Source organism: Nocardia sp. NPDC004123, from assembly GCF_053603795.1.
This window is the reverse complement of the sequence record NZ_JBSGGG010000007.1, coordinates 58,905-72,770: the sequence shown is the minus strand read 5'-3', so window position 1 is coordinate 72,770 and position 13,866 is coordinate 58,905. Positions and strand designations below refer to the sequence as shown.

Genomic DNA, 13,866 nt, shown 5'->3' with positions numbered 1-13,866 from the left:
CGTGTGCTCCCGTACGCCGGTGGGGGTTGCGGGGGAGATCGGGCGGTGGCGTCCCACCATCGGCCCGTTCCCCACGGTGACGTAGGTGGCCGGCGGGACTGACCAACCCGCCCCACCTCGTCCCCGGGCTCGGGCGAGCGGCGGCTCGCCCGCACGGACCGGCGATGAGGGCGTGGCGGACCTGCGACGTCCGCGTCCCCATCGTCGAAAGTGACCGGCCCACCTCGCGTTTCCTGTGCCCGGGCGCGGTGGTGGGCCAGTCGCGGGTCAGCGTGCGGTGAAGCCGCCGTCGATGGCGAGGGCCGCGCCCGTGATGAAGCTCGCCTCGTCACTGAGCAGGTAGGCGCAGAAGGCGGCGATTTCCGCGGGGCGCGCGATGCGGCCGAGGGGGTGCAGGGCGGCGATGGCGGCCTCGCCCTCCGGGGTAGCGCCCATGGAGGCGCGGAAGGCGGGGGTGTCGACCGCGCCGGAGACCAGGGCGTTGACCCGGATGGACCGGTCGGCCGCTTCCATGGCGACGGCCCGGGTCAGGCCCACCACACCGTGTTTGGCGGCGACATAGGGCGCGACCTGCGCCATCCCGACGACGCCGAGGTTGGAGGCATTGTTGAGGATCGCGCCGCCACCGCCGGCCGCGAGCGCCGGAACCTGATGGCGCAGGCCGTAATAGACGGCCGTCAGGTTGAGTTCCAGATCCGCGCGCCACCCGGTCTCGTCGATGTCCTGCACCGGACCGAAGGCATTGACCGCGCCCGCATTGTTGAAAGCCGCGTCCAGGCGGCCGAATTCGGTGATGGCGGCCCCGGTCAGCCGTTCCACGTCGGCTTCGACGGTGACGTCGGTGGGCACGAACAGCGCGCGTCCGCCCGCGGCCCGGATCTCCTCCACCATCCGGTCACCGGCGTCCTTACCGCGTGCCCCGAGCGCCACGGCCCCGCCCTCGGCCGCGATCCGCCGCGCCACGGCCGCACCGACCCCCGAGGTGGCGCCGGTGATCAGAACGACCTTGGATTCGAATCGAGCATCCGTCATGACTGCATTCCCCTTGCGGTAGAGCTGATTTCGTTGACATGTCATAGTCAACGCCGCGAGGGGGGTGGCTGCTGGCGGAAAACAGCCGTCACACTTGATATGTCATCTAACTGGAATCAGGCGGGGGCGAGGAGATCCGGCAGCTCGTCGAGTCCGTCGACGATCGTCGCCCGCGCGGCGTCGGGCTGCTCGGCGGTCAGGTACCCCCAGGGCCCGCGCCGGATGAGCACCGGCATCATGCCCGCCGCCAGGACCGGCAGCACGTCATTGTCGACCCGATCCCCGACATAGCAGATCTCGCCGGGCATGACCCCCGCCACCTCCGCGACCCGCGCGAAGAACTCGGGATCCGGCTTCTCCAGCGCCCATTCGGCCGAGGTGTACACCGCGTCCAGCGGCAGCTCCATCCGCTCCAGTGCCGATTTCGCCTGCGGCGGTTGGTTTCCCGCGATGATCACGCTGATGCCGCGCGCCCGCAGCTCGCCCAGCGCCCGCCGCACATCCGGGTACAGGTCGTCGGCGTCGAAGTTGTTGCGCAGGCTCTCCGGCTCTTCGGCGGCCCACGCGACCTGCTCGGCCTCGATATCGATGCCCGGCCGCACCAATTCGAAGGCGTCGGTGAGCGGCCGCCCGGTGGCCGCCATGCCGCCGATCACGCCCAGGAACGCGAAGCGTGGCACGCCGAGCCGGTCGGCCCATCGGCACCAGATGCGCGTCTCGTCGATCAGCGTCTCGCCCACATCGAATACCGCAGCCTTGATCATTCGCCCAGCGTATCGGGCGGTGGTTCAGCGTTGTGCGTTGAGGAAGCCGATGACGGTCGCGCCCCACCAGCACAGCTGCGACACCAGTCCGGTGGCCGCGCCCCAGGCCAGCAGCCGTGGCGTCAGCGGGTGCTCGCCGCGGGCCTGCAGGCGGCGGTTGAGCGCGCATGCCTGAATCCCGTTGAGCGTCAGCACGAGTACCAGCGCCAGCTTGGTGCGGGTCATGGTGGAGGCGAGATTCGGTTCCAGCACGCAGCCGCTGGCCATCAGCCCGGCCAGGCCCAGCCAGATCGGCACGTGCAGGCGGCCGACCGCCCGCAGGGTCTCGGCCAGTCCGAGACCTCCTGCGGCCCACCGCAGAACGAAGGAATCGGCCATGAGCACCCCGCCGAAACCCACCACCAGCGAGGCCAGATGGACGAACAGCCCGCCGGTGTGCACGGCCGGGCTGGTGGTGACGTGGGCGGCGATCCAGACGGCGGCCGCGAAGGCGCCGGTGGCCAGTAGCGCCGCGGCGGACACGATCCGCCACGAATCGTGCGGGAGTCCCGCGGTCCCGGTGTGATACCGGGCGTCACTGGTCTGGAGCATGGCCGAGCCTTCTGTTAGGTAAGGGAATCCTAAACTACTAAGAAGGTCGTCCCGGTGGCAAGTCGGCAACGATCCCGCGGCGGCTCGCATCGAGGCACACTGGTGTGAGTTGTCGTGCGCGGGAGGGGAGAACCTGATGGACGCCAGGATTCGCGGAACCGTCATGCCGGTGCTCGAGGTCGCACTGGACCCCGGTGACCGGCTCATCGCCGAGGCCGGCCAGCTCTCCTGGATGACCGACTCCATCCGCCTCAGCACCTCCACCCGCGGCGCCGCGGGCGGCGTCTTCGGCGCGGTCCGCCGCGCCATGGCGGGCGCGGGCCTGTTCATGACCGAGTACACCGCCCACCGCGATCCCGGCCGGGTCGCCTTCGCCGCCAAACTCCCCGGCCAGATCCTGCCCGTACAGATCGGCAAGGGGCGCGAATACCTGGTGCACCGGCACGGATTCCTCTGCGCCGCAGGCGATGTCCGCGTCGCTCTGAGCTTCCAGCGCCGCCTGGGCGCGGGCATCTTCGGGGGCACCGGATTCACGCTGCAGCGACTCAGCGGCGACGGCTACGCCTGGGTCGAGCTCTCCGGCGAGGTGGTCCAATACGATCTGGCCCCCGGCGAAACCCTCCGCGTCCACCCCGGCCACATCGGATTGTTCGATGCCTCGGTGGATTTCGACATCACCATGGTCAAGGGCATCCGCAATGTGCTCTTCGGCGGTGACGGCCTCTTCCTCGCCGCCCTCACCGGCCCCGGCCGAGTCTGGTTGCAGTCCTTGACCATCACCAACCTCGCCCACTCCCTCATCCCGTACCTGCCCATCCCGGACGTCGGCGCCCCGCAGCGCTGACGACGTCAGGCCGAGAGTTCGAGGGGGAGGGCGGCGGTGGCGTAGCGGTCCAGGGCCACTTCGGCCAGGAGCGGGTGTGCGCCGATGGTTTCGGCGTGCGGCAGTTGCGGCAGGGCGTCGTGCAGCCGGTCGGTGAGCAGGCCCGGGGCCAGGAACCAGGGCGCGACCAGGACGCGGTCCGCGCCGCGGGCCCGGAGCCGGGCGAACGCCCGTTGCACCGTGGGTTCGGTGGTGGCGAAGCAGATTTCGGTGTCCCAGCCGGTCATCGCGGTCAGCAGCCGTGCCACGTCACCGGTGCGGGTATTGGCGGCCGCGGACGAGGAGCCCACGGCGGCAACGGCAATGCCCCAGCGTGGACCGGCGGGCCGGCTCGTGCTGGGCGCGACGTCGGTCAACGTCGCGGGCGGGGCGTCCGCGCTCATGGCCGCCACGATGCGATCGCGCAGGGCGATGATCAGATGCGGATCGGGGCCGAGCACTTCGGCCTGGGTCAGCCGCAGCCGGGGATGCCGGGCGCGAGCGGCCTCCAGCATCCCGGGCAGGTCCACCCGGGCATGAAAGGCACTGCCCAGCAGCAATGGAACGACGATGGCATGCGAATGCCCGTCGGCCGCAACCGCATCCACGACCTGATCCACCGAGGGCGTGCTCAGATCCAGAAACGCCAGGCGCACATCGAGATCCGGCCGCTGGGCCGCGATCCGCGCGACCACGGCCCGCATGGTCGCGGCCGAGCGCGGATCCCGGCTGCCGTGCGCCACGGCGATGAGCGCGGGCGCGTCCTCGATCCGCAAGGGGCGGGCCGGGCCGCCGCGCACCGTGGACAGTGTCCCGGGTGCGCGGTGAGCGGCCGCTCCGCCCGGCGGGACGGCCGGAACGGCGCCGTTGCCGGGCGGATTCATCTCAGGCCCCGACCTCGACCGCGGTCAGCGCGTCGCCGACCAGGCCCGCGGCCAGGGTGTTGCCACCCGCGGGGTCGATCAGCAGGAACGAACCGGTGTGGCGGTTGACGCTGTAGTCGTCGGCCACGATCGGGTCGGCCACGCGCACCGAGATGCGGCCGATGTCGTTGAGCGACAGCGACTCCGGGGCCGGATCGGCGGCCAGATGCTGCTCGTCGAAACGCTCCAGCAGCGCGCCGACAATGGCCTGCGTGGTGCGGGTGCCGTGCTTGAGCAGCAGGCGCGCGCCCGGGCGCAGCGGCTTGTCGCCGAGCCAGCAGACGGTGGCGTCGAAGGCCTCGATCGGTTCGGGAGCGCCGGTGGCGGCGGCGATCACGTCACCGCGCGAGACGTCCACGTCGTCGGCCAGGATCAGGGTCACGCTGCGGCCGGGCTGGGCCGAACCCAGTTCCCCGTTCGGGGTGTCGATGCGCTCGACCGTGGTGCGGGTGCCGGACGGCAGCACCACGACCTCGTCGCCCTTTGACACCACGCCCGCCGCGACCTGACCCGCGTAGCCGCGGTAGTCCGGGTACTCGGCGGTGCGCGGCCGGATCACGTACTGCACCGGGAAACGCAGCCCCACCTCGTGGCGGCCGTGCACGTCCGCGTCCACCGGCACCGACTCCAGGTGCTCGATGAGCGAGGGCCCGTCGTAGTACGGGGTGTTCTCCGAGCGCGAGGCGACATTGTCACCGTGCAGCGCGGAGACCGGGATCTCCTGCACATCGTCGGCCGACCAGCCGAGTTTGGCGGTCAGCTCGGCGAATTCGGAGGTGATCTTGTCGAACACGCCGGCCGGATCGTCCACCAGGTCGATCTTGTTGACGGCCAGCACCAGCTTCGGCACCCCCAGCAGCGCCATGACCGCGGCGTGCCGGCGGGTCTGCTCGATGACACCCTTGCGGGCGTCGACGAGCAGGATCACCAGCTGCGCGGTGGACGCGCCGGACACCGTGTTGCGGGTGTACTGCACGTGCCCCGGGGTGTCGGCGAGCACGAAAGACCGCTTGGGCGTGGCGAAGTAGCGGTACGCCACGTCGATGGTGATGCCCTGCTCGCGCTCGGCGCGCAGGCCGTCCACCAGCAGCGACAGGTCCGGCGTGGACAGACCCTTGTCGACCGAGGCGCGGGTGACCGCGTCGATCTGGTCCGCCAGTACGGACTTGGTGTCGTACAGCAGCCGTCCGACCAGGGTGGACTTGCCGTCGTCGACCGATCCGGCGGTGGCCAGTCTCAATAGGTCGGACATCAGAAGTAACCCTCTCGCTTGCGGTCTTCCATGGCGGCTTCGGAGACGCGGTCGTCGCCTCGGGTCGCGCCACGTTCGGTGAGCCGGGACGCGGCGACCTCGGCCAGAATCGCGTCATTGTCGGCGGCATCGGAAATGATTGCGCCGGTGGTGGATCCGTCGCCGACGGTGCGGTAGCGCACCGACTTGATCAGCAGCTCCTCGTTGTCGGCCGGGCCGCCCCACACGCCGGGGGTCATCCACATGCCGTCGCGCTGGTACACCGGGCGCTCGTGGGCGTAGTAGATGCTGGCCAGCTCCACGTCCTCGCGGGCGATGTAGCGCCAGATGTCGAGCTCGGTCCAGTTCGAGATCGGGAACACGCGCACGTGCTCGCCCGGAGCGTGCCGGCCGTTGTACAGGTTCCAGAGCTCGGGCCGCTGCCGCTTCGGGTCCCAGCGGCCGAAGGCGTCGCGCAGCGAGAAGATGCGCTCCTTGGCGCGCGACCGCTCCTCGTCGCGGCGGCCGCCACCGAAGACCGCGTCGAAGCGGTTCTCGTTGATGGCGTCCAGCAGCGGCACGGTCTGCAGCGGGTTGCGGATCCCGTCCGGGCGCTCCTGCAGGCGGCCGTCGGCGAGGTAGTCCTCCACCGACGCGACATGCAGTCGCAGGCCGTACTTCTCGACCACCTTGTCGCGGAAGTCGAGAACCTCGGGCAGGTTGTGCCCGGTGTCCACGTGCAACAGCGCGAACGGCAGCGGTGCGGGCCAGAAGGCCTTGATCGCCAGGTGCAGCAGCACCGTGGAGTCCTTACCGCCCGAGAAGAGGATCACCGGGCGTTCGAACTCGCCCGCTACCTCACGGAAGATATGGATGGACTCGGACTCCAGGGCGGCCAGAGTGTCGAATTCTGCCCCGAGCGGAGCGAGAAGATCAGATGCAGCGATGGAAGTCATGATGCGTGCAACCCGCATTCGGTCTTGGCGAGCCCGGCCCAGCGGCCGGATCGCGGATCGGATCCAGGTTCCGGCTTCCGCGTGCACGGAGCGCAACCGATGGACGGATATCCCTCTTCGACAAGGGGATTCACGAGGATGCCGTTCGCCTCGATGTAGGCGGCCATCTGCTCGTCGGACCAGGCGGCGATCGGGTTGATCTTCACCAGGCCGAAGCCCTCGTCGAAGGAGATCAAGGGCGCATTGGCGCGGGTGGGCGCCTCCACCCGGCGGATGCCGGTGACCCAGGCGTTGTACCCGGTCAGCGACTTCTTCAGCGGCACCACCTTGCGCAGGCGGCAGCATTCGGCGGCGTCCCGCGCGAACAGGTCCTTGCCGAGCAGCTGATCCTGTTCGGCCACACTGTGTTCCGGCTGCACATTGACGATGTTCACGCCGTACACCAGCTCGACCGCGTCACGGGTGCCGATGGTCTCGGCGAAGTGGTAGCCGGTGTCGAGGAACAGCACGTCCACACCCGGGCGCACCTGGGCGGCCAGCTGCACCAGCACGGCGTCCTGCATGTTGGACGCCACGATGTAATTCGCGCCGAAGGTGTCCTCGGTCCACTGCAGCAGTTCCTGCGCGGTCGCGTTCGGGCCGAGCTCGGCATTGCCCTTCTCGACCAGGGCGCGCAGCTCGGATTCCGCGAGTTTCGTTGTGGTCATTGATGTTTCTCCCAACTACCGCAGGTCTGCTTCATCGGCTCGGACCGCCCACTGCGCGAAACGCTCACCCTCATCACGGTTCTTGATGAAGTTGCGCACCACGCGCTCGATGTAGTCACCCAGCTCTTCGCTGGTCACCTTGTGCTGCCGGAGCTTTCGGCCGAAGCCGGAGTCGAGGCCAAGGGAGCCGCCCAGGTGAACCTGGAAACCCTCCACTTGATTCCCGTCGCCGTCGTCGACCAGCTGGCCCTTGAAACCGATGTCTGCGATCTGGGACCGGCCGCAGGAGTTGGGGCAGCCGTTGATGTTCACCGTGATCGGCACGTCCAGGTCGGCATTGATATCCGCGAGCCGGGTCTCCAGCTCGGGCGCCAGCACCTGCGACCGCTTGCGGGTCTCGGTGAACGACAGCTTGCAGAACTCGATACCACTGCACGCCAGCAGGTTCCGCCGCCAGTGCGACGGGCGGCCGTGCAGGCCCAGCGGTTCCAGCTCCTCGATCAGCTGCTCGACCTTGTCGTCGGGGACGTCGAGCACGATGAGCTTCTGGTACGGGGTGAAACGGACCCGATCGGAGCCCGCACGCTCGATCGCGTCGGCCGCCCGGCTCAGGATGGTGCCCGAGACGCGGCCGGCGATGGGGGAGAAGCCGATCGCGTTCAGCCCGTTGCGCAGCTTCTGCACCCCGATGTGGTCGATGGGGCGCTTCGGCTGCTCCGGAGCCGGGCCGTCGATGAGCTTCCGCTTCAGGTACTCGGTCTCGAGCACCTCACGGAACTTCTCGATGCCCCAGTCCTTCACGAGGAACTTGAGGCGGGCCTTGGTGCGCAGGCGGCGGTAGCCGTAGTCGCGGAACAGCGACACGACCGCCTCCCACACATCGGGCACCTCGTTCAGCGGCACCCACACACCGACGCGCTGGGCCAGCATCGGGTTGGTCGACAGGCCGCCGCCGACCCACAGGTCCAGGCCCGGTCCGTGCTCGGGGTGCACGACGCCGACGAAGGCGACGTCGTTGATCTCGTGCACCACATCCTGCTGACCGGAGATGGCGGTCTTGAACTTGCGCGGCAGGTTGGAGTATTCCTTCTTGCCGATGTAGCGCTTGACGATCTCGTCGATGGCCCAGGTGGGATCGATGATCTCGGTGAGGGATTCACCCGCCAGCGGCGAGCCCAGCACCACGCGCGGGCAGTCGCCGCACGCCTCGGTGGTCTGCAGGCCGACCGCTTCGAGCCGCCGCCAGATCTCCGGCACGTTCTCGATCTCGATCCAGTGGTACTGGACGTTCTCGCGGTCGGACAGATCCGCGGTGTCGCGCGCGAACTCGGTGGAGATCTGCGCGAGGGTGCGCAGCTGCTTCAGGTTCAGCGCGCCGGCGTCGCAGCGCACCCGCATCATGAAGTAGCGGGCCTCGAGGATGTCGATGTTCTCGTCGCCGGTCCAGGTGCCGTCGTAGCCCTGCTCGCGCTGGGTGTACAGACCCCACCAGCGCATGCGGCCGCGCAGATCGCTCTTGTCGATCGAGTCGAATCCGCCCTTGGCGTAGATGTTCTCGATGCGCGCCCGCACGTTGAGCGGGTTGTCGTCCTTCTTGCTCTGCTCGTTGGCATTGAGCGGCTCGCGGTACCCGAGCGCCCACTGTCCCTCGGACTTGCGCTTCACCGGTCGCGCGGTGCGCTCCCGCGGCGCGACGGGCGCTTCCGACCGCGGGCGATCCGGACGCACGCGTCGCTCCGCGGCGGGCTTGTCGGGCCGGGCGGATCGAGCGTTATCGGAACTGGTGGCGTCGGTGCTCGACGTCATGGGGGTCGCTCCTGAAGGGTCTTGCGGGCAGGCGGGAGGGGCTGGCTCACGCCTCCGATATCAGAGAACCGGCTCTTACGGCGTCAGACGGACGCCGGATTCCGGGAGAATGGGAGCCGATCTACCGGAGGCTTCCCGGCAGACAGCTCGCGCTGCAGACACGCTTGAAGTCGACATGGCGACGCGCCACGAGTCGCACTCCAAGTCCAGTCATGGGGCTTATTGTGCCACGTCAGCAGGGTCGTTCCGACTGCCGGATCGAATTTTCCGCAGTTTCCCGGGAAATCCCCTGGATATATTGTCCGATTTGTGACGGGCATCATAGATCAACGCCCGGCATACCTTTGGGCGGTTGACCTGAACAGTTGTGCCGGTGAGGCTACGTCATCCGATCGGCATCGGATGCCGCGAGGCGGGCCTTGGCCGCCGCCAGCCGGCCCAGCTCATCGGCCAGTTCGGGGGAGATCGCCCAATCCGGGCGATCGATGAATCCGGCCGGTAGGTACGGCGAACGAATGGCCGTCCGATAGCCCAGATCCCGCGCCCAGCAGGCCAGAGCCAGCAGCGGCAGCGCCAGGACGCCCTCGGGATCGTTGCGCCAGGTGTCGTTGTCGAAGAAGGCGCGATGCAGCCGCAGCGCGTTCGTCATCTCCCAGTCGAAGCCCTCGGAATCGCCGTCCGCCAGGCGCAGGAACACCTCCACGGTCGGCCGGAACAGCAGGTCCGTCACCCGCTGCGCACCCACCCGGCTGGTGGTGTCCAGCGCCCAGGCCGCCTCGTACACGCTCTTCGGGCCGAACCGCCAGGCCGTCTGCAGCAACCTCACCCACTCGTACTGGAAGTCGTCGAAGGCGCCGTCGCCGAACTCGCGCAGCCGCTCGATCGGATACTCGACCAGCTCACCCATGGCCTCGGCGTCGCGGGCGATGAGCGTCCACCAGAACGCCGCCCGCCAGCCCGCCACCCGGTCGTACTTGTCGAAGCCGGATTCGATGCCGCTCGCCCGGAACCGCCGCGTCACCGTCTGCTCGGTCGAATGCGCGAAATACCAGGTCCGTGCCCGGAACGCCGGCGGATCCGACATCAGCATGGTGGCCAGCAGCACACCGTCCATCGAACGCGAGAAGTTCGGGCCCTCCGGCCGCACCGGCATCCGCGACCGATGGACCACCGGGGCCACGGAGCCCTCGTCGACCTCTCTGATCGACCTGGCATCGACCCCGTGCCGCGGTACCTCGATCATCGGCCCGTCCCCGTCCGCACCTGGAGCCGATCGCGCGGCTCGCCGAAATCCCTTGGAATGTATCCGGATTCGACGTGCCCCGCAGTCCGAGCAGCGTCCCCGCGCGGGCGGGTGCGCTGTGACCGGGGCAACCGGTCACACTGGATGGGTGACCTCGACTGCTCCCCAACAGACCTCCGGCACTGCCGCGGCGGCCGCCGCCGACGTGCCGGTGCTGCGCGATTTCGGGGGCGGGCCGTTCGGGATCTACATCCACGTGCCGTTCTGCGCGACGCGGTGCGGGTACTGCGACTTCAACACCTATACGGCGGGGGAGCTGGGGAGCTCGTCGTCACCGCAGTCGTGGTTCGAGGCGCTGAAGGGTGAACTTGCCACGGCGGCACGGGAATTCGACGGGCTGCCGTCCGCCACGCCGGCGGTGGAGACGGTGTTCGTGGGCGGTGGCACACCGTCGCTGCTCGGTGGGGACGGGCTCGCGGGGGTGCTCGACGCCATTCGCGAGAACTTCACGCTCGCGCCCGGGGCCGAGGTGACGACCGAGTCCAATCCGGAATCCACCTCGCCCGAATTCTTCGATCGCATCCGCGCGGCCGGGTACAACCGTGTCTCGCTGGGCATGCAGTCCGCCGCCCAGCACGTGCTGAAGATCCTGGACCGGACCCACACGCCCGGCCGGGCCGTGGCCGCCGCCAAGGAAGCTCGTGCCGCGGGCATCGAGCACGTCAATCTGGACCTCATCTACGGCACGCCCGGGGAAACCGACGCCGACCTCGACGCCAGCCTCGATGCCGTGCTGTCCGCGGGGGTCGACCACGTGTCGGCCTACTCCCTCATCGTCGAGGACGGCACCGCCCTGGCCCGCCGGGTGCGGCGTGGCGAACTTCCCGCCCCCGACGACGACGTGCTCGCCGCCCGCTACGAGCGCATCGACACCCGCTTGGGCGCGGCCGGCCTGCAGTGGTACGAGGTTTCCAACTGGGCCGCCTCCGACGCGGCCCGCTGTCGCCACAACCTCGGCTACTGGGACGGCGGCGACTGGCTCGGCGCGGGGCCGGGCGCGCACAGTCACATCGGCGGCGTCCGCTGGTGGAACGTCAAACACCCGGCGCGCTACGCGGATCGGGTGACCACCGGCGCCCTCCCCGCCGCGGGCTGGGAGTCCCTCACGCCCGAGGAGCGCTACACCGAGCGCGTGATGCTCACCGTCCGGCTCCGGACGGGCCTCCCTCTGGCCGATCTCGATGTCGACGGCCGCGCCGCCGCTGACGGCGTGATCGCCGATGGCCTGGCCGAGCGGGTGGGTGACCACCTGATTCTCACCGACCGCGGCCGGCTGCTCGCGGACGGTGTTGTCCGCACCCTCCTGGGCTGATTCGGCGCCGTCGCCCGATGGGGCCGGCCGGACTGATCGTTTGCGTTCCGACGGTCGGACTCGGGCTGTGACCTGCGGAGATCGGCGAACAACGGGTAGAACCGGTCGGTCCGGACTAGATTGACGGACGGAGATTTCGTACAGCCGGTCTGTATCGCGGTCGGAGCCTCGGCCGCGGCCCGTAGCGCCCCGGAGCAACCTACGGCAGCGCCCCGAACAACCTTCGGCCCGAGGACATCTCATGGTGAAGCCACCTGTGCGACACGTCGAGCTTCTGAATCGCCTCCGTATCCGTGCCGGTCGCGCGGCCTCCCGAACCGTGTGCGCGGCGGGGGTGGCCCTGGCGCTGGCCGTGACCCCGCTCGCCGCCGCACCGGTCACGGCCGCGGCCCTGCCCACGATCGTGCTGGTGCACGGCGCCTTCGCCGACTCCTCCAGCTGGGACGGGGTCGCTGCCCAGCTGCGCGCCGACGGCTATTCCGTTGTGACGCCGGAGAATCCATTGCGCGGTCCCGCCTACGACGCGGCGGCGATCCAGCACACCATCGACGGCCTCGCGGGTCCGATCGTGCTGGTCGGCCACTCCTACGGCGGCACCGTGATCAGCAACGTGCACGACTCGAAGATCGAATCCCTGGTCTACATCTCGGCTTTCGCGCCGACCCAGGGGGAAGCCGCACTGCTGGAACTGAATCCGATCCAGTACCCCGGCTCGCAACTCACCCTCGCCCTGCGGCTGAAGGTGGTGACCGACGAGCAGGGGATCGCGGACAGGAATGTGGACGCCTACATCGACCCCGCCAGTTTCCCCGACGTCTTCGCCCAGGACGTCGATCCGGCCACCGCCGCCGCCATGGCCGCCCGCCAGCACTCCCTGGCCCTGTCCGCCAACCTCGAACCCTCGGGCTCGCCCGCCTGGGCCGCCACGCCGAGCTGGTATCTGGTCAGCACCGCCGACCGTGTGATTCCCCCTGCGTCCCAATGGGATATGGCCAAGCGCATGAACGCCCACACCTCCTCGATCGACGCCTCCCACGCCGGCCTCGTTTCCCACCCGGCCGACGTGGCCGCAGTCGTGGAGGCCGCCGCCGGTCAGTGACACCGGGACACGGCACGTGCGGACACCCGGCACCGCACGTGCGCCGACTCCGCCCAGGTGGCGGGCGGTGGCACAGCGACTTGCGTCGGGGACACTAAACTGGAGGAGATAATCCGGGAAATCCGCGTGGCCGGTGCCGAATGATCGGCTGCTTCCTGCCGCGGAGGGCTCGGGCGTGCACGAGGCGTACCCGAGGGCGAGCAAGGAGGTGGGGCCATCATGTCGAGCACCGAGCAACGACGGCTCGAGGTCCTGCGGGCCATCGTCGCGGACTACATCGCGACGAAGGAGCCCATCGGGTCCAAGACCCTGGTCGAGCGGCACAATCTGGGAGTCTCCAGCGCCACTGTCCGCAATGACATGGCGGTGCTCGAGGCCGAGGGCTACATCGCCCAGCCGCACACCTCCTCCGGCCGCATCCCCACCGACAAGGGCTACCGGCAGTTCGTCGACCACATCTCCGAGGTCAAGCCGCTGTCCGGCGCGGAACGCCGCGCGATCATGGAATTCCTGGAGAGCGGCGTCGATCTCGACGACGTGCTGCGCCGCGGCGTCCGCCTGCTGGCCCAGCTGACCCGGCAGGTCGCCATGGTCCAGTACCCGACCGTGTCCGCGTCCACCGTGCGCCATATCGAGGTCGTCGCGCTCAACCCGGCCCGCTTGCTACTGGTCGTGATCACCGACACCGGCCGCGTCGATCAGCGCCTGGTCGATCTGGGCACCGTCGTCAGCGAGGACGATCTGGCCGCCCTGCGCGGCATGCTCGGCAAGGCCATGGACGGCAAGCGCCTGGCCGCCGCGTCCGTGTCGGTAGCCGAACTCCCCGAGCATTCCCCGTCGCCCAAGCTCCGCGATGTGCTCATCCGCGTCTCCACCGTGCTGGTCGAGACGCTGGTCGAGCATCCGGAGGAGCGCCTGGTGCTGGGCGGCACCGCCAACCTCACCCGCAATGCCTCCGACTTCGCCGGGAACGGTTTCCCGGGTTCGCTGCGTTCGGTCCTGGAGGCCCTCGAGGAACAGGTGATCGTGCTGAAGCTGCTGGCCGCGGCACAGGTCCCGGGTACCGTGACGGTGCAGATCGGCGAGGAGACCAAGGTCGAGCAGATGCGCGGGACGGCCGTGGTGTCCACCGGTTACGGGCTGACCGGTACGGTGCTGGGAGGTATGGGGGTGCTCGGACCGACCCGCATGGACTACCCGGGGACCATTGCCTCGGTGGCGGCTGTCGCCCGATACATCGGTGAGGTGCTCGCCGAACGGTGAGCAGGCCCAGAAGACGA

General features: G+C 69.3%; 14 protein-coding genes. 4 read left to right on the top strand and 10 right to left on the bottom strand.

What is annotated here, in order from left to right; all coding sequences use genetic code 11:
- Positions 1–267 precede the first annotated feature (267 nt).
- From ACWEQQ_RS11755 to ACWEQQ_RS11745, 3 genes are all read right to left on the bottom strand, one after another.
- Positions 268–1,032, bottom strand: a complete 765-nt coding sequence (locus tag ACWEQQ_RS11755; RefSeq protein ID WP_452348172.1) for an SDR family NAD(P)-dependent oxidoreductase — start codon at positions 1,030–1,032, stop codon at positions 268–270.
- A 116-nt stretch (positions 1,033–1,148) separates the two neighbouring features.
- Complete coding sequence (locus tag ACWEQQ_RS11750) at positions 1,149–1,796, bottom strand: HAD family hydrolase (protein ID WP_452348171.1); 648 nt, start codon at positions 1,794–1,796, stop codon at positions 1,149–1,151.
- A gap of 24 nt (positions 1,797–1,820) precedes the next feature.
- On the bottom strand, positions 1,821–2,387 hold the full coding sequence (locus ACWEQQ_RS11745; protein ID WP_452348170.1) for a hypothetical protein: 567 nt from the start codon (positions 2,385–2,387) through the stop codon (positions 1,821–1,823).
- Between the two features lie 136 nt (positions 2,388–2,523).
- Between ACWEQQ_RS11745 and ACWEQQ_RS11740 the strand changes: the two genes are divergently transcribed.
- Complete coding sequence (locus ACWEQQ_RS11740; protein WP_452341332.1) at positions 2,524–3,231, top strand: TIGR00266 family protein; 708 nt, start codon at positions 2,524–2,526, stop codon at positions 3,229–3,231.
- A gap of 5 nt (positions 3,232–3,236) precedes the next feature.
- Here ACWEQQ_RS11740 and ACWEQQ_RS11735 read toward each other — a convergent pair whose 3' ends face one another.
- The 7 genes from ACWEQQ_RS11735 to ACWEQQ_RS11705 all read right to left on the bottom strand — a co-directional run bounded on the left by ACWEQQ_RS11735 (position 3,237) and on the right by ACWEQQ_RS11705 (position 10,115).
- Entirely contained in the window at positions 3,237–3,953 is a 717-nt protein-coding gene (locus tag ACWEQQ_RS11735; protein ID WP_452348318.1) for a sirohydrochlorin chelatase, read from the bottom strand.
- A gap of 181 nt (positions 3,954–4,134) precedes the next feature.
- The gene (locus ACWEQQ_RS11730; RefSeq protein WP_452341334.1) at positions 4,135–5,424 is read right to left on the bottom strand and encodes a sulfate adenylyltransferase subunit 1; all 1,290 of its coding nucleotides are present in this window, start codon (positions 5,422–5,424) and stop codon (positions 4,135–4,137) included.
- Positions 5,424–6,359 (bottom strand): sulfate adenylyltransferase subunit CysD, encoded by a 936-nt coding sequence (gene cysD, locus ACWEQQ_RS11725; protein WP_452348169.1) that lies wholly within the window; start codon positions 6,357–6,359, stop codon positions 5,424–5,426. Before cysD ends, ACWEQQ_RS11730 begins: the two co-directional genes overlap by 1 nt.
- The gene (locus ACWEQQ_RS11720; protein WP_452348168.1) at positions 6,356–7,066 is read right to left on the bottom strand and encodes a phosphoadenylyl-sulfate reductase; all 711 of its coding nucleotides are present in this window, start codon (positions 7,064–7,066) and stop codon (positions 6,356–6,358) included. The genes cysD and ACWEQQ_RS11720 overlap by 4 nt, the downstream gene beginning before the upstream one ends.
- 15 nt (positions 7,067–7,081) lie before the next feature.
- Complete coding sequence (locus ACWEQQ_RS11715) at positions 7,082–8,872, bottom strand: nitrite/sulfite reductase (protein WP_452348167.1); 1,791 nt, start codon at positions 8,870–8,872, stop codon at positions 7,082–7,084.
- A gap of 121 nt (positions 8,873–8,993) precedes the next feature.
- A complete protein-coding gene (locus ACWEQQ_RS11710) occupies positions 8,994–9,086 on the bottom strand; it encodes an Ms4527A family Cys-rich leader peptide (protein WP_354835468.1) in 93 nt (30 codons plus the stop codon).
- 165 nt (positions 9,087–9,251) lie between these two features.
- Positions 9,252–10,115, bottom strand: coding sequence for an immunity 49 family protein (locus ACWEQQ_RS11705; protein WP_452348166.1), 864 nt, complete (start codon positions 10,113–10,115; stop codon positions 9,252–9,254).
- Positions 10,116–10,263: 148 nt separating this feature from the next.
- On the opposite strand from ACWEQQ_RS11705, the gene hemW reads away from it, so the two are divergent.
- The 3 genes from hemW (at position 10,264) to hrcA (ending at position 13,849) form a co-directional block, all read left to right on the top strand.
- A complete protein-coding gene (gene hemW, locus ACWEQQ_RS11700) occupies positions 10,264–11,487 on the top strand; it encodes a radical SAM family heme chaperone HemW (RefSeq protein WP_452348165.1) in 1,224 nt (407 codons plus the stop codon).
- Between the two features lie 241 nt (positions 11,488–11,728).
- Positions 11,729–12,586 (top strand): alpha/beta fold hydrolase, encoded by an 858-nt coding sequence (locus tag ACWEQQ_RS11695; protein ID WP_452348164.1) that lies wholly within the window; start codon positions 11,729–11,731, stop codon positions 12,584–12,586.
- Positions 12,587–12,805: 219 nt separating this feature from the next.
- Positions 12,806–13,849 carry a heat-inducible transcriptional repressor HrcA gene (gene hrcA / locus ACWEQQ_RS11690; protein ID WP_379399297.1) on the top strand — a complete coding sequence of 348 codons (1,044 nt, stop codon included), beginning with the start codon at positions 12,806–12,808 and terminating at the stop codon, positions 13,847–13,849.
- Positions 13,850–13,866 lie beyond the last annotated feature (17 nt).